Genomic DNA, 20,130 nt, shown 5'->3' with positions numbered 1-20,130 from the left:
GACGGTTGACTGTCGGCTCAATTTGTGTGCGGTTAGCGCTTGGCGCTCGATAACGCCACCGGCATAATCGGGTCCGTTTGCGCGCCGTATCGACTTCCCTTCCTGTTCCAAATTCCCTGTCCGCCTCGTTAGGCTTCGCGTGACGCGAGGGATGGAATTGCACGGCGCGTTCTTCTCCTCCTCAAAAAAGGACCGACGCGTGACTCTGTGGTTTCTCGTATTTTTGAGCGTGCTCCAGGGCGTGACCGAACTCTTTCCGGTCAGCAGCCTCGGCCATACGCTGCTCGTTCCCGGCCTGATCGGCATGCATATCGACAAGCATGCGCCGCAACTGCTGCCGTTTCTCGTCGCGCTGCATCTCGGCACGGCCGTCGCGCTGCTCTGGTATTTCCGCGAACGCTGGATCGCGCTGATCCGCGGCTTCTTTGCGTCGCTCGGCGGCCGCAAGAACGATGACGGCCACATGATGTGGGCGCTCATCATCGGCACGATTCCGACGGGCATCGTCGGATTGCTGCTCGAAAAGCGGCTCGAGGCAATTTTTCACGATTTGCGGATCGTCGCGGCGGCCTTGATCGTCAATGGCGTGCTTTTGTGGCTGGGCGACCGCCTGCAGAAGAGCCGTGCAATGCAGGCGCCCGAGAAGCTCACGTTCCGCCAGGCGTTTCTTGTGGGGCTCGCGCAGATCGGCGCGCTGATTCCGGGCTTTTCGCGCAGCGGTCTGACGATGATCGCGGGCGTCGGCGCGGGTTTGACGGCCGAAGCCGCGGCGGAGTTTTCGTTCCTGCTCGGCACGCCGATCATCTTCGCGGCGGGCGTGCTCGAATTGCCCAAGCTCTTCCACGCGCCGGGGCAACTGGCCGATTCGGTGCTCGGCGGCGTGCTGACGGGCATCGCGGCTTATCTGAGCGTGCGCTTCCTGATGCGCTACTTCGAAGGACACGGCAAGCTGGCGTCGTTCGGGGTGTATTGCGTGATCGCGGGCGTCTTCTTCCTCGGCTGGTTCATGATGCATCCGCAACCGGTGTGACGAACGCGGGACTAGCGCGGCGGCGAATGAGGTAAAATCGCGGTCTCTTCTGATCCGCGGCTGCCTTTTCGCGTTGGCCGCGCGTTCCGGTTCTCCGCCCTTAGCTCAGCTGGATAGAGCAACGGCCTTCTAAGCCGTAGGTCACACGTTCGAGTCGTGTAGGGCGGGCCAAGCGCCCATATCGAGCCCAGTCGTTCCGGCTGGGCTTTTTGTTTTCCGATCCGCGTACTATCGCGCTCTGCATCAGCAGGCCTAATCGAATCGCGGGCACGCCACCGCACGCGCTGGCCCGCTTCCTGCCCATCCTTCCCCTTGCGCGCCCGCCCGATCCCCGCAATCCCGCGTCGCGCAACGCATCGGAAAGATTAACCGTCTCGTCCAGGCCGACGCGCCGCCCACTCGCGGTGCGCGTTCGCATCGGCGTGGCGCGCGGCGCGCCACAACGGTGAAGGGCGGCAGGACCGCATCGTCGGAAGAGGGATGACTTGAACAATCGAGCATACGAAACCAGCCCGGCCCAATGCTCGCTATGGAACCGCAAGCAGTCGCGCCTTGCTCCCGAGACGCGGCGCGTGCTGCTCGCGTTGTCCGAGCGCGTGCTCGGCGCATCGCTTGCGTCGCTGTTCGAGCTGAAGGGCTTTCCCGCGCAACTCGCCGTGGATGCGTCATCGCTCAGGCGCACCGTCGGCGAGTGGCGTCCGCATGTGGTCTTTCTCGACACGCGCATCGGCGGCTGCGGCAACTACGCGCTGGTCGGCGCGTTACGCGAAGCCGATGACGACGCGCGTCGCCTCATCATCGCGATGAGCGGTTTCCTGCCCGAAGAGCCGATCGCGCGCCTCAAGGAAGCGGGCTACGACGGGCATTGCCGCCGTCCGTGTCCCGTGTGGCAGATGACCGATCTGCTCGACGAGTTCTTCGCGTGTCACGCGGTGCGCTAAGCGCGTCGGACGCGTCGTCGTGCTGACGCATCGCGCGCGCATAGCTGCGCGGGCTGAACACGACATCGAGCGCGATCATCGCGATGAGGCTCACGGCCAGCATCATCCACGACATCGTGAATCCGCCGCTCACATCGCGCACGACGCCCGCGACGACCGGCGCCAGCGCCGCGATCACGAAGCCCACGCCCTGCACGAACGCGACGAGCCGCGCGGCGAGTTCGGGATCGTCGGCATGATCGAGCGTCAGTACGAGCGTGAGCGCGAACACGCCGCCAAGCCCGCCGCCGAGCAGCGCCACGACCGCGAGCGGTGCCGAAAGCGGCGCGAAGAGCAAGAGGCCGAAGCCCGCCAGTTGCGCGACGAGGCCGAGCGCAAGCCACGGACGCCGGTCCCGTCCGCGTCCGAAACGCGCGGCGGCCATCGGCAGGAACAGCGCGGACGATGCCTGAAACACCGTGAGCATCGCGAGCAGCGCGCCGCTTTCGGTCACGCCGCGGCCGAGTTGCTGGTAGTACGCGGGCATCCACGCGACGAGGCTCGTATAGCCGCCGTTGACGAGGCCGAAGAAGATCCCGAGCGTCCACGCGCGCCGGTTGAGAAAGAGCGAAGGCGCGGGCGCCGCGCGGCGCGTCGACGAAGCGCGCGGCAAGGCATCGGCGCGCATCAGAAGCAGCCACACCGCGAGCGCGAAGAGCGCGGGCAATGCCCAGAACGCGAGCCCCGCCTGCCACGACACGCGCGACGCGACGCCCGGCGTGATGCTCGCGCCGAGTCCGCCGCCCGCCATGATCGACGCGGAATAGAGGCCCATCGCGAAGGGCAGGCGCCCGGCGAAGCGCGTCTTCATCACGCCGGGCAACAGCGCCTGAATGACGGCGACGCCCGTGCCCGCGATCGCCGCGCTGGCGATGAGCGCGACCGCATCGCCGGCGAAGAGTCTGCCCGCGCAAGCCGCGACGATCGCCACCAGCCCGATCGCCACGCCGCGCGCATTACCGATCGCGCGTGAAAGCGCGCTCGCGCCGAACGCGCACACGCCCATCGCGACGACGGGCAGCCCGGTCAGCATCGACGCGCCGCGAAACGACAGTCCCGTCGCGTCCAGAATCACGCTCATCAGTGGGCTGACGGACGTGAGCAGCGGCCGCAGGTTCAAGCCGATCGCGACGATCACCGCGAGCCACGCAAGATTCGATGCGCGCGGCTTCATCGCGTGAACTCCATCGAAACGGGCGCGCCGTTCGCCATCACGAAGCGGCGCGGCGGGCGCATCGCGACGGCCTGCGCGACCGTTTCAGCGTCGACGAGCACGAGGTCCGCGCGTTTGCCCGGCGCGAGGCCGTAGTCCGCGAAGCCGCAGGCGCGCGCCGCCTCGACGGAGACGCAATCGAACGCGGCGGCGAGATCGTCGTCGCGGCGCAGGTCGTAGCGCATCGCGATCAGCATCGCGCGTTCGAGCATGTCGGGCGAGCCGAAGGGCGTCCACGCGTCGCGGATGCCATCGTTGCCGCCGAAGAGCGTGACGCCCGCCGCGCGCGTCTCGCGAAACGGCGGCACGCTGACCGATGCGGGCGCGGTGGTCAGCAACGCGACATTCGCGCGTGCGATGCGTTCGAGCAGCGCGCCGCGCCGCGCATCGGGCAGCGCGCCGAGACAGAACGCGTGGCTCACGACGACGCGGCCCTGATAACCGTGCGCCTCGACGCGATCGAGCAGCAGATCGAAGGTGAACGCGCCGAGATCGCCGGGCTCGTGCAGATGCAGGTCGATGGGCTTGCCGTGCTTTGTCGCGAGCGCGAACGTGATATCGAGCGACGCGGCCGGATCGCCGTCGATGGAGGAAGGATCGAGCGCGCCGAGCACATCGGCGCCGTTCGCGAGCGCGGCGTCGAGCAATTCGCGCGTGCCGGGACGCCTCAGCATGCCCGATTGCGGGAACGCGACGATCTGCATGTCGAGCACATCGGCGAGCGCGGCGCGCGTGTCAGAGACGCCTTCGAGATGACGCAGACCGGCATCGGTATCGATATCGACGTGCGTGCGCAAGCGCGTCGTGCCTTTGCGCAGAAACGCGAGCGCCAGCGCGCGCGACGCCTTCGCGGCATCGTGACCGCTTTGCGCGCGCCAAAGGCGTTCATTCTCGATGCGGTCGACGAGGCGCGGCCCCACCGCGTTGCGATACCACGGCATGCCCCACGTGGTCTTGTCGAGATGCGTGTGCCCTTCGACGAAGCCGGGCAAGAGCAGCGCGAGCGCGCCGTCGATGACGGTATCGCCGGGCGCGGGCGTGCGCTCGCCATGGGGAACGATCGCGCCGATGGTCGTGCCGTCGATGCGCACATCCGCCGGCGCGCCGCCGAACGGCCGTGCATTGACGATCCAGGTCGATGGTTTCATCCGATCATTGCCTCCCGTGGTTCGATGATTCTTGGTTGACCATTCTAGCAATATTTGGTCAACCAAAAGCACCGCGAACGTAATAACCCGGATTCGCGCGCGCAGTGGCGCACTGGCTACAATTGCGGTTCAACGCACGCACGACAGGCATCATGGCATCACGCAAGGACACATCATCCAACGAAGCGGCGAGCGAAACGTCGCCCGACGAGCGCGTCTACGCGGCGATCACGTCCGCGCTGCTGCACGGCAAGCTCGCGCCCGGCGCGCAGCTCGTCGAGCGCGAGCTCGCCGCCGCGTTCGACTGCACGCGCGGCACGATCCGCAAGGTGCTGGCGCGTCTCGGCGCCGAAGGGAAACTCACGCTGGAGGCGAATCGCGGCGCGTTCGTGCCGTCGCCGACGCCCGCCGATATCCGCGAGGTCTATCGCGCGCGGCAAGTGGTGGAAGCGGGCATCGTGGCGGCGTTGTGCGGCACGCTGACGACGCAGGCGAAGCGCGCATTGCGCGCCCACGTCAAGTCGGAGCAGCGCGCGGTGAAGGCGGGCAGCGTGGAGGAGTGCGTGCGCCTCGCGGGGCACTTCCATCTGTTACTCGCGGAACTGGCGGGCGCGCCGGACGTGCAGGCGTTTCTCGCGAAGCTCGTCGCGAAGACCGAGCTCTACAAGGCGCTGTTCGATCCGACCAAGCTGTCGAACTGCGCATCCGACGAGCACGGGCGTCTCGTCGATGCCCTGGAGGACGGCGATCTCGCTGTCGCGCTCACCGCGATGCGCACGCATATCGACGAACTCGAAGCGCGCGTGCTCGCGCAGGCGAGCGGGGCGCGCACGAACGATCTGGCGACGCTCTTCGCCGGCGCGTGATCATCGGCGGAAAAAAACGGGCCGCGGCGTGAATGCCGCGGCCCGTTTCATTGCAACGCGGCAAACCTGCTTACTGCGAGAAGTCGAGCGCGTTGCTCAGATCGCCCATCTTCTGCGCGCCGTTCGACACCAGCGCGGCGTCGCGCGCGGCGATGCCCGGCAGCGTCGGCAGATTGAAGCGCTTCGTGATGAAGCGCAGGATCGACGTCGTGTCGTACTGCGTGTGATCGACGAAGCCCTTCTTCGCATACGGCGAGACGATGAGCGCCGGAATGCGCGTGCCCGGACCCCAGCGGTCGCCCTTCGGCGGCGCCACGTGATCCCAGAAGCCGCCGTTCTCGTCGTACGTCACGACGACGACCATGTTCTTCCACTGCGGGCTCTTCTGCAGATGCGAGATCAGATCGGCGATGTGCTGGTCGCCCTGCGCGACGTCCGTATAACCGGCGTGCTCGTTCAGGTTGCCCTGCGGCTTGTAGAACGCGACTTGCGGCAGCGTGCCCGCGTCGATCGCCTTGATGAACTCCGAGCCGTTCGTGCCGCCGTCGAGCAAGTGCTGCGCGCGATTGGCCGTGCCCGGCGCGAGATCGGCGAAGTAGTTGAACGGCTGATGGTGGGTCTGGAAGTCAGGCACCACGTTGACCGCGCCGTTGATGACCGAACGGTCCGCGAGCGCCGCGCCCCACGAGCCGCCGTACCATGCCCAGCTCACGCCCGCGTTGTTCAGCAGGTCGCCGATATGCTGCTGCGTCTGCGGCGGCAGCGTCGTGGCCTGGCCCGGGTCCGCGAGATTCGGATCGCCGCCCGTGGCCGGCTTGTTGCCGCTCGGCTGATACGGCGGCTGCATCGTGTTGACCGCGTAGAAGTCGGGCGTCAGATTGCCCGAGTTCACGAACAGGCCCTGTGTGTTGCCGCTGAGCGCCGATCCCGCGGCCTTCGCGAGCTTGAGCGAAACGCCGTCCGGATTCACCGCCGAGATCGAGCCGGCCGCCACGCTCTTGTCCGCGTTCGGATAGACCGGCGTACAGGCGCAGACGAGCCACTGGTGGTTCAGGAACGAGCCGCCGAACGCGCCCATGAAGAAGTTGTCCGCGAGCGTGTACTGCTGCGCGATCTTGTAGAGCGGCAGCTTGTCCGGCGGCGTGTCGTAGTGGCCCATCACGAGACCGCCCGAGTCGGCCCATGCGGCGAACTTGTCGTTCTTGCCGCCGTCGATCTGCATCTGGTTCTCGTAGAAGCGGTGATACAGGTCGCGCGTCGTGACATTCAACTGCGTGTTGAAGCCCTTGGGGGCGTCGATCGCGAAGGGCGTGTTCGGCAGGTTCGCCGTCATCGCCTCGGAGATCGCGGGCGTCACGCCCGTCGCCGTCAGGCCGCCCCAGATCTTCGGCAGCGTCGGCAGCACGCTGCCATCGCGGTCGAGCTGCTGCGCGTTTGCCGCGGTCACGTTCTGCAGGCCGTTCGCGCCGGGGAAGTGCCCGTACAGGTTGTCGAAGCTGCGGTTCTCCGCGTAGATCACGACGACGTTCTTCACCGAAGAAATGTCGTTGTCGGTATGGTCGTCGCCGCCGCACGCATAGAGGCCGAATGCGGCAGTGGCCACGAGCGGCACCGCGCAAACGAGTTTCTTGTTCATTGAGGATCTCTCTTGTGTTGGGGACCGGCGCATGACGGGGCTTCGTCGTCAAAAAGCCTTTGCCCGCCGGCGTGCGCAGTGTCGCAACGCAAATTGACGCAGCCATGTAATAAGGCTTTCGGTTACGTAATGTTCGCTTAATAAATTTCGCGCAGGGCTCGCATCACGAACGCATCGTGGCTTGTCACATGAAAGACATACGCACGACATACGCTTCGGCTTCCTTGATTCCGATGCCCCATGTCCATGCCTTCGATGCGTTTGCCGTTCGTTCTTTGCGCGCTCGCGTTCACCGCGTTATCCGCCGCGATGAGCGGCTGCGATTCCCATGCGGGGAGCACGAGCGCGGGCGCGCAGACGCAGGCGGCAACCGGCGTTGCAGCGAACGCGGCGCCTCAGGCGCAATCGCGCGCCGAAGTCTTCGCGCACGTGAAGCAGATGACCTCGCTCGGCGAGAAGCTCTTCTTCGATCCGTCGCTGTCGGGTTCGGGCAAGCTCGCGTGCGCGTCGTGTCATAGCCCGAGCCATGCGTTCGGGCCGCCCAATGCGCTTTCGGTGCAACTCGGCGGCAACGATATGCATCGGCCCGGCTTTCGGGCGGTGCCATCGCTCAAGTATCTGCAATCGGTGCCCGCGTTCACGCGCCACTTCCACGATTCCGACGACGAAGGCGACGAAAGTGTCGATGCCGGCCCGACCGGCGGCCTCACGTGGGACGGCCGCGTCGATCACGGCTCGGATCAGGCGCGCATCCCGCTGTTGTCGTCGTTCGAGATGGGCAGCACGCCCGCGAAGGTCGCAGCCGCGGTGAAGGCATCGGCGTACGCGGACGATTTCCGCAAGGCGTTCGGCCCCGATGTTTTCGACAGCGACGACAAGGCGTTCGCCTCGGTGCTGGCATCGCTCGAAGCCTTCGAGCAGACGCCCGCGAAGTTCTACCCGTACACGAGCAAGTTCGATGCGTTCCTCGCCGGCCGCGCGAAGCTCAACGACGCCGAGATGCACGGTCTGCGGCTCTTCAACGACGAGAACAAGGGCAACTGCGCGTCGTGTCATATCAGCCAGCGCGCGAAGGACGGCTCGCCGCCGCAGTTCAGCGACTTCGGCCTGATCGCGCTCGGCGTGCCGCGCAACCGCGCGCTGCCGATCAACAAGAACCCGCGCTTCCACGATCTGGGCGCGTGCGGTCCGGAGCGCACCGACCTGAAAGGTCAGGACGAGTATTGCGGCATTTTCCGCACGCCGTCGCTGCGCAATGTCGCGACGCGCAAGACCTTCTTCCACAACGGCATCTATCACAATCTGGAAGATGTGGTGCGCTTCTATGTCGAGCGTGATACGAACCCGGAGAAGTTCTATCCGGTGTCGAAGCACGGTGTCGTCGAGAAGTTCGACGATCTGCCGAAGCGCTACTGGTCGAACATCAATACGGAACCGCCGTTCGATCGAAAGAAGGGCGACAAGCCCGCGCTCGACGAGGCCGAGATCAAGGATGTCGTCGCGTTTCTGGGCACGCTCACGGACGGCTACGACCCGGCGAAGGACAAGGACGCGCAAAAGGGCACGGGCATCAACGATATGAAGTCCGCCGCAAACTGAGATGGCGCGGGCGGCGATGCCCGCGCAGCATGCTATTCTCGTTGCACCTGTAACGCCGGCGGGCGGCGCGCGCAAGCCGCGACGCCGCCGGATGCCGCAATAAACGCAACGAGGAGAATCTTCATGCCGATTCGAGATCGAGCGCTCGCTCACGCCTCTATCCGGACGATCGCGGCAGCCGCGCTCGTCACCATGAGCGTGGCCGCATCCGCCGCCAATCTCGGCTTTCTGAACGACACGCCGATCACCTACATGAAGCAGCGCGACCTGCAGGCGCTCAACGACGCCGCGCAAATAGCGCTCAATACGAAGCAGGACGGTGAATCGCTCGACTGGGACAACAAGGGCGCGGGCAACACGGTTCCGATCAACGGCACGGTGACGCCGGAGAGCAGCTTCGAAGAGAACGGTGTGAAGTGCCGCAAGATCACGCTCGTCGCGAATGCGAAAGGGCAGACGCAGACCTGGACGCCGGTCGCGTGCAAGGCGAGCGACGGCAAGTGGAAACTCAAGAAGCAGTGATGAACGGGGAACGCAGTCGATGACCGGCCGCACCGTATCGTGCGGCGTGGTCATCCTGAACGCGCGGGGCGACGTGCTGCTCTGCCACGCGACCGAAACCACGCACTGGGACGTGCCCAAGGGCGCTGCCGATCCCGGCGAGAGCCCGCGCGAGGCGGCGTTGCGCGAGCTCGTCGAGGAGACGGGCATCGTGTTGCCCGCTGCGCGACTAAAGGATCTCGGACGCTTCGTCTATCGCCGCGACAAGGATCTGCATCTCTTCGCGGTGCGCGTGAGCGAGGAGGAAGTGCAGCTCGAAAACTGTGTGTGCGAATCGTATTTCCCGCGCTACAGCGACGGCACGATGATCCCCGAAATGGATGCGTATCGCTGGGTCAGCCCGGCGGAAGTGGATCAGTTCGCGAGCCGCAGCCTCGCGCGGCTCTTTCAGACGACGCTCTCGCTCGCCGAACTGCACGATACGCTTTGATTACTCGGCCGTGCGGTCGTTGGGATTCGCGAAGAGCGCCTTCATTTCCGGCGACATCGGGAATTGCAGGTTGATGCCGTCCGGCGGAATGGGCCGCATGAACCAGGTCTCGTAGAGCTTCGTCGCTTCGCCCGAGCGCTGCATGTTCGCGATCACATCGTCGACGATGCGCTTGAACACGGGGTCGCCCTTTCTCATCATGCAGCCGTACGTCTCGTTCGCAAGCGATGCGCCCGTCACCATGTAGTCGTTGCGCGCGGCGCCTTCCTGCGCGATCTTGCCGTAGAGCAGCGGGTCGTCCATCACGAACGCCACCGCGCGATCCGACCTGAGCGCCGCAAACCCTTCCGCGTGATCGCGCGCGCTGATGATGCGCAGATTCAGTTTCCTGTCGATGCTCATCTGCCGCAGCATGCGCTCGTCCGACGTGCCCGCCGTGGTCGCGACGGTCTTGTTCGCGAGGTCGTCGTAATCGCGAATGCCCGACTTCTTTTTCACGGCCATGCGGATGCCGTACTGAAAGAAGCTGTTGGAAAACGCGACGAGCGGATCGCGATCGGCCACGTGCGCGGTCGAGCCGCATTCGAGATCGACCTGATTGTTCACGACATACGAGATGCGGTTCGCCGACGTGACCTGCACGTTTTTCACCGCGAGATTCGGCATCTTGAGGCGCTTCTTGATCTCCTCGACGACTTTCAGCGCAATGTCGTAGGAATAGCCGACCGGCTGCTGCTTCACCGTGTACGAGAACGGCACCGACGATTCGCGCGTGCCGAGCACGATCGCACCGTTCTCGGCGATCTTGCGCAGCGTCGCGGAGGGCGGCATCTGATCGACGGCGGCCTGCGCCGCGGCAATCTCGGAGGCGGTGGCGGCGTGCGCGCCGGCGGATGCGAATGCGAGCGCAAGCGTGAGCGAAGCGGCGAGGGCGGCATTTCGTTGCGCCCGTGAGCGGTGCGCGAAGGACTGCGGCAGCTTCATGATGTCCTCGTTAGAAGCGGCGTGCGACTTGATTCCGATGCAGCGAAAGCGCCGCGTGGCCGCGCGGCGCTCTTGTCGCGTTGCGATCAGGCGGGCTTGCCCCAGCTGTCGCGCAGGCTGACGATGCGGTTGAACACGGGCTTGCCCGGCTGCGAATCCACGCGGTCCGCGACGAAATAGCCGTGGCGCTCGAACTGGAAGCGGTCTTCGGCATTTGCCTCGCGCGCGCTCGGCTCGAGATAAGCGTTCACGACGCGCTTCGAATCCGGATTCAGCGCGTCCAGGAATTCCGCGCCGCCCGCGCCCGGTTGCGGCTCCTTGAAGAGGCGGTCGTAGATGCGCACTTCGGCTGCGTAGGCGGTCGCCGCGCTGACCCAGTGAATCGTGCCCTTCACCTTGTAATTGTTCGCGCCTTCCGTGCCCGACTTGCTGTCCGGGAAGTAGTTGCAGTGGACGGCGGTCACGTTGCCGTTCTCGTCCTTGTCCGCGCCCGTGCATTCCACGACGAAGCCGTACTTGAGACGCACCTTGTTGCCGGGGAAGAGCCGGAAATAGCCCTTCGGCGGTGTTTCCTGGAAGTCCTCGCGCTCGATCCACAACTCGCGCGAGAACGGGAACGTGCGCACGCCGCGATCCGCATGATGCGGATGCACCGGCGCGCTGCATTCCTCGCTCTGTCCTTCCGGATAGTTGTCGATGATGAGCTTCAGCGGGTCGAGCACGCAGATTGCGCGCGGCGCTTTCTCGTCGAGATCGTCGCGCAATGCGCCCTCGAGGATGCTCATGTCGATCCATGAATCGACCTTCGTTACGCCGACGCGCTCGACCATCAAACGAATGCTTTCCGGCGTGAAGCCGCGCCGGCGCACGCCGACGATGGTCGGCATGCGCGGATCGTCCCACCCCTCGACGTGCCCCTCCTGCACGAGCTGCAGAAGCTTGCGCTTGCTGGTGATCGCATACGTGAGATTAAGGCGCGAGAACTCGATTTGCTGCGGCAGCGGACGTTGAAACACGCCATCGTTCGCGAGCTGCGCGAGGAACCAGTCGTAGAGCGGCCGGTGATCCTCGAACTCCAGTGTGCAGAGCGAATGCGTGATGTTCTCGATCGCGTCCGACACGCAGTGCGCGTAGTCGTACATCGGGTAGATGCACCACGTGTCGCCGGTGCGGTAGTGATGCGCGAAGCGGATGCGGTAGATCACCGGATCGCGCATGTTGAAGTTCGGCGACGCCATGTCGATCTTCGCGCGCAGCACGTGCTCGCCTTCCTTGAACTCGCCCGCCTTCATGCGGCGGAAGAGGTCGAGGTTCTCTTCGGGCGAGCGGTCGCGATACGGCGAGTTGATGCCGGCTTCGATGGCCGAGCCACGCGTCGCGCGCATCTCTTCGGCCGTCTGGCTGTCGACATACGCCTGGCCCTTCTGGATGAGCATTTCGGCGAACTCGTACAGCTTGTCGTAGTAGTCGCTCGCGAAGTACTTGTGCTCGGCGCCGTCCTTGTTCCAGTCGAAGCCGAGCCATTTCACGGCGTCGATGATCGAATCGACGTACTCGACGCTTTCCTTCTCGGGATTCGTGTCGTCGAAGCGCAGATGGCACACGCCGCCGTAATCCGCGGCGAGGCCGAAGTTCACGCAGATGCTCTTCGCATGGCCGATGTGCAGATAGCCGTTCGGCTCGGGCGGGAAGCGCGTCTCGACCCGCTGCGACCATTTGCCGGAGCGGTTGTCGTCTTCGATGATGTTGCGAATGAAATTGGATGGCGCCGGAGCGTCGTTGCGATCGGTGTTCATGCGGAAAAGGTGCCAGCGGATGCGCTCGCGCGCGTGATCGGTTCGGAAAGCGTTCCTTGGGACAGGCAACGCGTACGAATGCCTCGAATATTGGGTCGATTCTACCTTACGCAACTGTCCGAAGCGGGCTGCGAGGGCTTTCGAAAGCGCCTGACGGCCGTTTCGTCGCGCGATGCACACAGGCGCGCGGTTTCGCGGGTTCCGTTACATGGTTTACGGGCGGCGATGCGCTTCGTAACCGCGGTAACGGGACGTAAATCGCGTTGAAAGGGCTGTGCGCGTGCTCTTAAGATCGGCTCGCATGCATCGATCGCGCCTGCATCGCGTCAATTTGCGTGGCGCAGATGCGCGAAAAGCACGACACATCACAACGAAAAAACAAGGAAGCCCATCATGAAGAAGATCGCCCTCACGACGCTCAAGTTCGCCGCCGCAGCCGCGCTTGTGTCCAGCCTCGCGGCCTGCGCGAACGTATCGCGCCAGCAGGCGCACGCCGGTGTCGGCGCGGCCGCGGGCGGCGCGCTCGGCTATCTGGTCACGGGCGGGCCGATCGGCACCGTCGCGGGCGCGGCGGCGGGCGGGCTGATCGGCGCGGGTGTCCGATAACGCTTCAGATCGCCTTCGATTCGCGCAGGCGCGCGATCTTCGCCTCGTCGTAGCCGAGCACGTCGGCGAGCACGCTCGACGTGTGCTCGCCCAAGAGCGGCGGATGCGTGCGCGCCTCGGGCGGCGTCGCGCTCATCTTGATCGGGCTCGCAACGAGCTTCACGCTGCCCGCGGTCGGATGCGGCAGTTCGATCTGCATCCTGCGCGCGAGCACCTGCGGGTCCTCGAACACTTCGCCGAGATCGTTGATCGGCCCGCACGGCACGCCCGCGGCTTCGAGCTCCGCGATCCACTCGTGCTTGCCCTTCAGACGCACCATGTCCGCGAGAATCGGCACGAGCACATCGCGATTGCGCACGCGCGACGGGTTCGCGGCAAAGCGCGCATCGTCCGCCAGTTCCGCCCGCCCGCCCGCTTCGACGAACTTGCGGAACTGCCCGTCGTTGCCCACCGCGACGATGATCCAGCCATCGCTCGTCTGGAAGGTCTGATACGGCACGATGTTCGCATGCGCATTGCCCCAGCGCACCGGCGGCTTGCCGCTCGCGAGGAAGTTCGTGTTCATGTTGGCGAGCATCGCGACCTGCACGTCGAGCAGCGCCATGTCGATGTACTGGCCTTCGCCCGTGCGGTCACGATGCGCGAGCGCGGTGAGCACGCCGATGGTCGCGTACATGCCGGTCATCAGGTCGGCGATCGCCACGCCCGCCTTTTGCGGACCGCCGCCCGGCTGGCCGTCGCGCTCGCCGGTGATGCTCATGAACCCGCCGATGCCCTGCACGATGAAGTCGTAGCCCGCGCGCGACGCATACGGCCCCGTCTGCCCGAATCCGGTGACCGAGCAATAGACGATGTCCGGCTTCACTTCCTTGAGCGAGTCGTAGTCGAGGCCGTACTTCTTCAGTTGTCCGGCCTTGTAATTCTCGAGGACGACATCGCTTTGCGCGGCCAACTCACGCACGATCTGCTGGCCTTCCGGCGTGGCGATATCCACCGTCACCGAACGTTTGTTGCGGTTCGCCGCGAGATAGTACGCGGCTTCGTGCGTGTCCTCGCCGGCGGGCGTTTTGAGGTAGGGCGGGCCCCAGTGGCGCGTGTCGTCGCCGGTTTCGGGCCGCTCGATCTTGATGACGTCCGCGCCGAAATCGGCGAGGGTCTGCGCGCACCACGGTCCCGCCAGCACGCGGGTCAGGTCCAGCACGCGGATATGGCTCAAGGCTCCCATTCGATCTGTCTCGCTCGTTGATGTCTCCCGAATGGCGACTGTCGCACAGAACCGCCGCGCGCGCGATAGCGGACGCCTCCCCGAGCGCGTCCGTCGGACGGCTGCGCGCGGCGAATCCCGTATAATCGACAATCACCCTTGTTCCGCCGGCACAGCGCTCGCCAGGAGCCGCCCGCGGGCATCTCAAAGAACCGAAGACACGCCCCGTACGCTATGAAAGCCGCCGAAATACGCGAGAAATTCCTGAAGTTTTTCGAATCGAAGGGCCACACGATCGTGCGTTCGTCGAGCCTCGTGCCCGGCAACGACCCGACGCTGCTCTTCACCAACTCGGGCATGGTCCAGTTCAAGGACGTGTTCCTGGGCAGCGAATCGCGTCCGTACTCGCGCGCGACCACCGCGCAGCGCAGCGTGCGCGCGGGCGGCAAGCACAACGACCTCGAGAACGTCGGCTACACGGCGCGGCATCACACGTTCTTCGAGATGCTCGGCAACTTCTCGTTCGGCGATTACTTCAAGCGCGACGCGATCCACTACTGCTGGGAACTGCTGACGAAGGTCTATAACCTGCCGGCAGACAAGCTCACGGTCACGGTCTACAAGGAAGACGACGAAGCCTTCGACATCTGGGCGAAGGAAATCGGCGTGCCGGTCGAGCGGATCATCCGCATCGGCGACAACAAGGGCGCGCGCTACGCATCGGACAACTTCTGGCAGATGGCCGACACCGGCCCGTGCGGCCCGTGCTCCGAAGTGTTCTACGACCACGGCCCGGAAATCTGGGGCGGCCCGCCGGGATCGCCCGAGGAAGACGGCGACCGCTTCATCGAGATCTGGAATCTCGTGTTCATGCAGTTCAACCGCGACGCGCAAGGCAACATGACGCCGCTGCCCAAGCAGTGCGTCGACACCGGCATGGGCCTCGAGCGTCTCGCCGCCGTGCTCCAGCACGTTCACAGCAACTACGAAATCGACCTGTTCCAGAACCTCATCAAGGCTGCGGCGCGTGAAACGAACACGCCGGATCTGGAAAACAACTCGCTGAAGGTCATCGCGGACCACATCCGCGCATGCTCGTTCCTGATCGTCGATGGCGTGATTCCCGGCAACGAGGGCCGCGGCTATGTGCTGCGCCGCATCGTGCGCCGCGCGATCCGTCACGGCTATAAGCTCGGCAAGAAGGGCGCGTTCTTCCACAAGCTGGTGGCGGATCTCGTCGCGGAAATGGGCGCGGCTTATCCGGAACTCGCGGATGCGCAACAGCGCGTCACCGATGTTCTCCGTCAGGAAGAAGAGCGCTTCTTCGAGACCATCGAGCACGGCATGTCCATTCTGGAAGGCGAGCTTGCCGATCTGGAAAAGAAGGGCGTAAAGCTTCTCGACGGCGAACTCGCGTTCAAGCTGCACGACACCTACGGCTTCCCGCTCGACCTCACGGCGGACGTGTGCCGCGAGCGCGGCGTGACCGTCGACGAACCCGCGTTCGACGACGCCATGGCGCGTCAGCGCGACCAGGCGCGCGCGGCGGGCAAGTTCAAGATCGCGGCGGGCCTCGAATACTCGGGCGCGAAGTCCACGTTCCACGGCTACGAGAAGGAAATCTTCGACGACGCGAAGATTCTCGCGCTGTATGTCGAAGGCGCATCGGTGAACGAAGCGAAGAGCGGCCAGCAGGCGGTCGTCGTGCTCGATCACACGCCGTTCTACGCGGAATCCGGCGGCCAGGTCGGCGATCAGGGCGTGCTCGCGAATGCGAACGTGCGCTTCGCGGTGGCGGACACGCTGAAGGTGCAGGCCGATGTCGTCGGTCATCACGGCACGGTCGAGCAGGGCACGCTCAAGGTCGGCGATGTCGTGAAGGCGGAAATCGACGGCGTGCGCCGCGGCCGCACCGCGCGCAATCACTCGGCCACGCACCTGATGCACAAGGCGCTGCGTGAAGTGCTCGGCGGCCACGTGCAGCAGAAGGGCTCGCTCGTCGATGCCGATAAAACCCGCTTCGACTTCGCGCACAACGCGCCGATGACGGACGACGAAATCCGCCGCGTCGAGCAGATCGTAAACAGCGAGATCATCGCGAACGCGCCGGGCGTCGTGCGCGTGATGCCTTACGACGAAGCCGTGAAGGGCGGCGCAATGGCGCTGTTCGGCGAAAAGTACGGCGACACGGTGCGCGTGCTCGATCTCGGCTTCTCGCGCGAACTCTGCGGCGGCACGCACGTTCACCGTACGGGCGACATCGGCTTCTTCAAGATCGTGATGGAAGGCGGCGTCGCGGCGGGCATTCGCCGCGTCGAGGCGATCACCGGCGACAACGCCGTGCGCTACGTGCAGGAGCTCGACCAGCGCATCAACGCGGCGGCGGGCGTGCTGAAGGCGCAGCCTGCCGAACTCACGCAGCGCATCGCGCAGGTTCAGGAGCACGTGAAAGCGCTGGAGAAGGAACTTGGCGCGCTGAAGTCGAAGCTCGCGGCAAGCCAGGGCGATGAACTCCTGTCGCAGGCCGTCGATGTGTCGGGCGTGCAGGTTCTCGCCGCGCAGCTCGAAGGCGCGGACGTGAAGACGCTGCGCGAAACCGTCGACAAGCTGAAGGACAAGCTGAAGAGCGCAGCCATCGTGCTTGCATCGGTCGATGGCGGCAAGGTCAGCCTGATCGCGGGCGTGACGCCGGATGCGTCGAAGAAGGTGAAGGCGGGCGAGCTTGTCAACTTCGTCGCGCAGCAGGTCGGCGGCAAGGGCGGCGGCCGTCCGGACATGGCGCAGGCGGGCGGCACGGAACCGGCGAATCTGCCGGCCGCGCTCGCGGGCGTCACGGACTGGGTGCAGCAGCAGCTTTAAGCGCTTCTCGCGCTCCGAAAGCAACGGCTCGATCTGACGAAGATCGGGCCGTTTTTCTTTACACGCTGTCAGGTATGGCACGTGCGTCTTCCCCGTGAGGTTCAATCGACACAAGGGAGACGACATATGAATCGCAAACTCGCATCGGTCATTCTGGCTTCGGCGATGCTCGCCGCAACGGGCGCAGCGCAGGCGGAGGGCTGTCTGAAGGGCGCGGCCGTGGGCGGCGTGGCGGGGCACGTCGCGGGCGGGCACGGCACGGCGGGCGCGGTCGGCGGATGCGCAATCGGGCATCACGAGGCGAACAAGAAAGAGAAGAAGGCGCAGGAGGCACAGCAGGCCAACGCCGCGAGCGCGCCGAACAACAAGTAGCGACTTGCGACGAAACGCTAAAATGGCCGGATTGGCGGCGCGCGCGTGCTATCCGCTCGCGCGCGCTGCGTTCCAACTGGCCATCACAGCGACCCCATGACAGCGCCCACGGACCCGACCCAGCATTTCGCCTCCGACAACTACGCGGGCATCTGCCCCGAAGCGCTGCAAGCGCTGATTCAAGCCAACACGAGCGGCCACGAGCCCGCCTATGGCGACGATTCGTGGACCGCCCAGGTCTGCGACCGCATCCGCGATCTCTTCCAGACCGATTGCGAAGTCTTCTTCGTGTTCAACGGCACGGCGGCGAATTCGCTCGCGCTCGCGTCGCTGTGTCAGTCGTATCACTCGGTGATCTGCCACGAGCTCGCGCATATCGAAACCGACGAATGCGGCGGACCCGAGTTCTTTTCCGGCGGCTCGAAGCTCCTCACCGCGAAGGGCGAAAACGGCAAGCTCACGCCCGATGCCATCGAGGAGCTCGTCACGAAGCGCGCGGACATCCACTATCCGAAGCCGAAGGTCGTCGCGCTCACGCAGGCAACGGAAGTCGGCACCGTGTACACCGTCGAGGAGATCCGCGCGATCGCGGCCATCGCCAAGCGCCGGCATCTGAAAGTGCATATGGATGGCGCGCGTTTCGCGAACGCGGTCGCGACGCTGAACGTGCATCCGTCGGAGATCACGTGGCGCGCGGGCGTCGACGTGCTGTGCTTCGGCGGCACGAAAAACGGCTTGCCGGTGGGCGAGGCGGTGGTGTTCTTCGACAAGGCGCTCGCCGCCGATTTCGCGTATCGCCTGAAGCAGGCGGGACAGCTCGCGTCGAAGATGCGCTTCATCTCTGCGCCGTGGCTCGGCCTGCTCGATGATGATGTCTGGCTGCGCAATGCGCGCCACGCCAACGCAATGGCCCAGTTGATGGTCAATGGCCTCGTCGATATCCCCGGCGTGAGCCTGCTTTTCAAGCCCGAGTCGAACGCGGTGTTCGCCGAGCTGCCGGCGCAGGTCGCCTCGGCGCTGCGCGCGAAGGGCTGGCGCTTCTATCAGTTCATCGGTTCGGGCGGCTGCCGTCTGATGTGCGCGTGGGACACAGAGCGGGAGACCGTCGAGCGCTTCGTCGATGACGTGCGCGCGCTGGCCGCGTCGCGCTGAGTCGATCCAAGCCCCGATTGACACGCGCGTCACAGCGCTCCAACATGCCCGCACATCCTCCACCGGTTCCCGCGCCATGGCCTTCATCTTCTATCTGACCCACATCCATCTCGGCTACGACGCGCTCGCGATGCTGCAAGGCGAATGCGCGCGCATCGGGATGAAGCGTCCGCTCGTCATTACCGATAAAGGCGTCGCGGCGGCGGGCCTCGCCAATCGCGTGATCGAAAGCGCGAAGCTCGGCGCGCTGCCGGTGTTCGACGACACGCCGTCCAATCCGACCGAAGCGATGGTCCTGCAAGCCGCCGAGCAATACAAGCGCGAAGGCTGCGACGGTTTGATCGCGGTGGGCGGCGGCTCGTCGATCGATCTGGCGAAGGGCGTGGCGATCGCCGCGACGCACGATGAACCCCTGACGACTTTCGCCACGATCGAAGGCGGCAGCAACAGAATCACGGATCGTTCAGCGCCGCTGATTGCCGTGCCGACGACATCCGGCACGGGCAGCGAGGTGGCGCGCGGCGCGATCATCATCCTGAACGACGGGCGCAAGCTCGGCTTTCATTCGTGGCATTTGCTGCCGAAATCGGCGATCTGCGATCCTTCGCTGACGCTCGGCCTGCCGCCGGTGCTCACCGCCGCGACCGGCATGGACGCGATCGCGCATTGCATCGAAACGTTTCTCGCGCCCGCGTTCAACCCGCCCGCCGACGGCATCGCGCTCGACGGACTCGAACGCGCGTGGGCCAATATCGAGCCCGCGACGCACGACGGCCAGGACCGCGACGCGCGCCTCAACATGATGTCCGCGTCGATGCAGGGCGCGATGGCATTCCAGAAAGGGCTCGGCTGCGTGCATTCGCTGTCGCATCCGCTGGGCGGACTCGCGGTGAACGGGCGCACGTCGCTGCATCACGGCACGCTGAACGCCGTCGTGCTGCCTGCCGTGCTGCGCTTCAACGAAAGCGCGCCGACGGTCGTCGCGGAACGCCGCTTCGCGCGCATGCGCCGCGTGATGAACCTCGCGGAGAATGCCGACGTCGCGCAGGCCGTGCATGACATGACCGCGCGCCTCGGCCTGCCGACACGTCTGTCGCAGATGGGCGTCGACGAAAGCATGTTCGACAAGGTCGTTGCGGGCGCGCTCGCGGATCACTGCCACAAGACGAATCCGCGCGAGGCGAGCGCGGCCGATTATCGACGCATGCTGACGGAGTCTCTTTAAGCGATGAGCAAGCCGGTTCCGACCACGCGCGCGGACTACCCGCACTTTCTCGCGATCAGCACGCGCTGGTCCGATAACGACGTCTACGGGCATATCAACAACGTCGTCTATTACAGCTACTTCGACACCGTCGTGAACGAGTACCTGCTGCGCGCGGGCGTGCTCGATTTCAGCGAGGGCGAGACCATCGGACTCGTCGTCGAGACGCACTGCAATTTCTTCTCGTCTGTCGTGTTTCCCGAGCCTATCGAAGCGGGCTTGCGCGTCGAGAAGCTCGGCAACACGAGCGTGCGTTATGAAGTGGCGATCTTCACGCAAGGCGCCGATGTCGCCGCCGCGCAAGGCCATTTCGTGCATGTGTACGTGGATCGCGTGACGCGCAGGCCGGTGCCGCTGCCCGCGCCGCTCGTCGATGCGCTGAAGCCGCTCATCACCGGCTGAGGGCGGCGTCTTGCTTCAGTGGTTCAGC

18 protein-coding genes and 1 tRNA gene are annotated in these 20,130 nt (G+C 65.3%); 13 read left to right on the top strand and 6 right to left on the bottom strand.

Annotation, left to right across the window (positions count from 1 at the left end):
• Positions 1 to 199: 199 nt before the first annotated feature.
• From AC1Z32_RS23470 to AC1Z32_RS23460, 3 genes are all read left to right on the top strand, one after another.
• On the top strand, positions 200 to 1,030 hold the full coding sequence (locus tag AC1Z32_RS23470; protein ID WP_483481003.1) for an undecaprenyl-diphosphate phosphatase: 831 nt from the start codon (positions 200 to 202) through the stop codon (positions 1,028 to 1,030).
• A gap of 94 nt (positions 1,031 to 1,124) precedes the next feature.
• Positions 1,125 to 1,201, top strand: a tRNA-Arg gene (locus AC1Z32_RS23465).
• A gap of 314 nt (positions 1,202 to 1,515) precedes the next feature.
• Complete coding sequence (locus AC1Z32_RS23460; RefSeq protein WP_483481001.1) at positions 1,516 to 1,971, top strand: response regulator; 456 nt, start codon at positions 1,516 to 1,518, stop codon at positions 1,969 to 1,971.
• On the opposite strand, the gene AC1Z32_RS23455 is transcribed toward AC1Z32_RS23460, so the two are convergent.
• Both AC1Z32_RS23455 and AC1Z32_RS23450 read right to left on the bottom strand, forming a co-directional pair.
• Positions 1,871 to 3,184, bottom strand: coding sequence for a cyanate transporter (locus tag AC1Z32_RS23455; RefSeq protein WP_483480999.1), 1,314 nt, complete (start codon positions 3,182 to 3,184; stop codon positions 1,871 to 1,873). The two genes, AC1Z32_RS23460 and AC1Z32_RS23455, sit on opposite strands and share 101 nt — an antisense overlap.
• A complete protein-coding gene (locus AC1Z32_RS23450; protein ID WP_483480997.1) occupies positions 3,181 to 4,371 on the bottom strand; it encodes an amidohydrolase family protein in 1,191 nt (396 codons plus the stop codon). The genes AC1Z32_RS23455 and AC1Z32_RS23450 overlap by 4 nt, the downstream gene beginning before the upstream one ends.
• A 152-nt stretch (positions 4,372 to 4,523) precedes the next feature.
• On the opposite strand from AC1Z32_RS23450, the gene AC1Z32_RS23445 reads away from it, so the two are divergent.
• Positions 4,524 to 5,237, top strand: coding sequence for a GntR family transcriptional regulator (locus AC1Z32_RS23445; RefSeq protein ID WP_483480995.1), 714 nt, complete (start codon positions 4,524 to 4,526; stop codon positions 5,235 to 5,237).
• A gap of 70 nt (positions 5,238 to 5,307) precedes the next feature.
• Here AC1Z32_RS23445 and AC1Z32_RS23440 read toward each other — a convergent pair whose 3' ends face one another.
• Positions 5,308 to 6,873: an acid phosphatase gene (locus tag AC1Z32_RS23440; protein ID WP_483480993.1), complete on the bottom strand. Its 1,566-nt coding sequence runs from the start codon at positions 6,871 to 6,873 to the stop codon at positions 5,308 to 5,310.
• 246 nt (positions 6,874 to 7,119) lie between these two features.
• Here AC1Z32_RS23440 and AC1Z32_RS23435 point away from each other — a divergent pair, with 246 nt between their 5' ends.
• From AC1Z32_RS23435 to AC1Z32_RS23425, 3 genes are all read left to right on the top strand, one after another.
• Positions 7,120 to 8,472, top strand: coding sequence for a cytochrome-c peroxidase (locus AC1Z32_RS23435; protein ID WP_483481725.1), 1,353 nt, complete (start codon positions 7,120 to 7,122; stop codon positions 8,470 to 8,472).
• Positions 8,473 to 8,595: 123 nt separating this feature from the next.
• Positions 8,596 to 8,994 (top strand): RT0821/Lpp0805 family surface protein, encoded by a 399-nt coding sequence (locus AC1Z32_RS23430; protein ID WP_483480991.1) that lies wholly within the window; start codon positions 8,596 to 8,598, stop codon positions 8,992 to 8,994.
• A gap of 19 nt (positions 8,995 to 9,013) precedes the next feature.
• A complete protein-coding gene (locus AC1Z32_RS23425) occupies positions 9,014 to 9,463 on the top strand; it encodes an NUDIX hydrolase (protein WP_483480989.1) in 450 nt (149 codons plus the stop codon).
• Here AC1Z32_RS23425 and AC1Z32_RS23420 read toward each other — a convergent pair whose 3' ends face one another.
• Both AC1Z32_RS23420 and AC1Z32_RS23415 read right to left on the bottom strand, forming a co-directional pair.
• Positions 9,464 to 10,447 (bottom strand): transporter substrate-binding domain-containing protein, encoded by a 984-nt coding sequence (locus tag AC1Z32_RS23420; RefSeq protein ID WP_483480987.1) that lies wholly within the window; start codon positions 10,445 to 10,447, stop codon positions 9,464 to 9,466.
• A gap of 86 nt (positions 10,448 to 10,533) precedes the next feature.
• Positions 10,534 to 12,243, bottom strand: a complete 1,710-nt coding sequence (locus AC1Z32_RS23415; RefSeq protein WP_483480985.1) for a glutamine--tRNA ligase/YqeY domain fusion protein — start codon at positions 12,241 to 12,243, stop codon at positions 10,534 to 10,536.
• Positions 12,244 to 12,636: 393 nt separating this feature from the next.
• On the opposite strand from AC1Z32_RS23415, the gene AC1Z32_RS23410 reads away from it, so the two are divergent.
• A complete protein-coding gene (locus AC1Z32_RS23410; protein WP_008341996.1) occupies positions 12,637 to 12,849 on the top strand; it encodes a hypothetical protein in 213 nt (70 codons plus the stop codon).
• A 4-nt stretch (positions 12,850 to 12,853) separates the two neighbouring features.
• Here AC1Z32_RS23410 and AC1Z32_RS23405 read toward each other — a convergent pair whose 3' ends face one another.
• Positions 12,854 to 14,074, bottom strand: a complete 1,221-nt coding sequence (locus AC1Z32_RS23405) for a CaiB/BaiF CoA transferase family protein (RefSeq protein ID WP_483480983.1) — start codon at positions 14,072 to 14,074, stop codon at positions 12,854 to 12,856.
• A gap of 213 nt (positions 14,075 to 14,287) precedes the next feature.
• On the opposite strand from AC1Z32_RS23405, the gene alaS reads away from it, so the two are divergent.
• From alaS to AC1Z32_RS23380, 5 genes are all read left to right on the top strand, one after another.
• Positions 14,288 to 16,912, top strand: a complete 2,625-nt coding sequence (gene alaS / locus AC1Z32_RS23400; RefSeq protein WP_483480981.1) for an alanine--tRNA ligase — start codon at positions 14,288 to 14,290, stop codon at positions 16,910 to 16,912.
• Between the two features lie 126 nt (positions 16,913 to 17,038).
• Positions 17,039 to 17,284 carry a hypothetical protein gene (locus AC1Z32_RS23395; protein WP_483480979.1) on the top strand — a complete coding sequence of 82 codons (246 nt, stop codon included), beginning with the start codon at positions 17,039 to 17,041 and terminating at the stop codon, positions 17,282 to 17,284.
• 96 nt (positions 17,285 to 17,380) lie between these two features.
• The gene (locus AC1Z32_RS23390; protein WP_483480977.1) at positions 17,381 to 18,436 is read left to right on the top strand and encodes a threonine aldolase family protein; all 1,056 of its coding nucleotides are present in this window, start codon (positions 17,381 to 17,383) and stop codon (positions 18,434 to 18,436) included.
• Between the two features lie 76 nt (positions 18,437 to 18,512).
• A complete protein-coding gene (locus tag AC1Z32_RS23385) occupies positions 18,513 to 19,661 on the top strand; it encodes an iron-containing alcohol dehydrogenase (protein WP_483480975.1) in 1,149 nt (382 codons plus the stop codon).
• 3 nt (positions 19,662 to 19,664) lie between these two features.
• Positions 19,665 to 20,102, top strand: a complete 438-nt coding sequence (locus AC1Z32_RS23380; protein ID WP_483480973.1) for an acyl-CoA thioesterase — start codon at positions 19,665 to 19,667, stop codon at positions 20,100 to 20,102.
• The last annotated feature ends 28 nt before the right edge of the window (positions 20,103 to 20,130 follow it).

The organism is Caballeronia sp. 11_S32 (assembly GCF_056930355.1).
Note: the sequence above shows the minus strand (reverse complement) of the source record. Positions and strands in the feature narration are given on the sequence as shown.

Excerpts from the sequence above, each read along its gene's own strand:
- AC1Z32_RS23425 (WP_483480989.1), top strand. The coding sequence starts at position 9,014 with ATGACCGGCCGCACCGTATCGTGCGGCGTGGTCATCCTGAACGCGCGG.
- AC1Z32_RS23445 (WP_483480995.1), top strand. The coding sequence starts at position 4,524 with ATGGCATCACGCAAGGACACATCATCCAACGAAGCGGCGAGCGAAACG.
- AC1Z32_RS23455 (WP_483480999.1), bottom strand. The coding sequence starts at position 3,184 with ATGAAGCCGCGCGCATCGAATCTTGCGTGGCTCGCGGTGATCGTCGCG.
- AC1Z32_RS23435 (WP_483481725.1), top strand. The coding sequence starts at position 7,120 with ATGCCTTCGATGCGTTTGCCGTTCGTTCTTTGCGCGCTCGCGTTCACC.
- AC1Z32_RS23415 (WP_483480985.1), bottom strand. The coding sequence starts at position 12,243 with ATGAACACCGATCGCAACGACGCTCCGGCGCCATCCAATTTCATTCGC.
- AC1Z32_RS23420 (WP_483480987.1), bottom strand. The coding sequence starts at position 10,447 with ATGAAGCTGCCGCAGTCCTTCGCGCACCGCTCACGGGCGCAACGAAAT.
- AC1Z32_RS23390 (WP_483480977.1), top strand. The coding sequence starts at position 17,381 with ATGACAGCGCCCACGGACCCGACCCAGCATTTCGCCTCCGACAACTAC.
- AC1Z32_RS23440 (WP_483480993.1), bottom strand. The coding sequence starts at position 6,873 with ATGAACAAGAAACTCGTTTGCGCGGTGCCGCTCGTGGCCACTGCCGCA.
- AC1Z32_RS23405 (WP_483480983.1), bottom strand. The coding sequence starts at position 14,074 with ATGGGAGCCTTGAGCCATATCCGCGTGCTGGACCTGACCCGCGTGCTG.
- AC1Z32_RS23380 (WP_483480973.1), top strand. The coding sequence starts at position 19,665 with ATGAGCAAGCCGGTTCCGACCACGCGCGCGGACTACCCGCACTTTCTC.
- alaS (WP_483480981.1), top strand. The coding sequence starts at position 14,288 with ATGAAAGCCGCCGAAATACGCGAGAAATTCCTGAAGTTTTTCGAATCG.
- AC1Z32_RS23450 (WP_483480997.1), bottom strand. The coding sequence starts at position 4,371 with ATGAAACCATCGACCTGGATCGTCAATGCACGGCCGTTCGGCGGCGCG.
- AC1Z32_RS23385 (WP_483480975.1), top strand. The coding sequence starts at position 18,513 with ATGGCCTTCATCTTCTATCTGACCCACATCCATCTCGGCTACGACGCG.
- AC1Z32_RS23395 (WP_483480979.1), top strand. The coding sequence starts at position 17,039 with ATGAATCGCAAACTCGCATCGGTCATTCTGGCTTCGGCGATGCTCGCC.
- AC1Z32_RS23410 (WP_008341996.1), top strand. The coding sequence starts at position 12,637 with ATGAAGAAGATCGCCCTCACGACGCTCAAGTTCGCCGCCGCAGCCGCG.
- AC1Z32_RS23430 (WP_483480991.1), top strand. The coding sequence starts at position 8,596 with ATGCCGATTCGAGATCGAGCGCTCGCTCACGCCTCTATCCGGACGATC.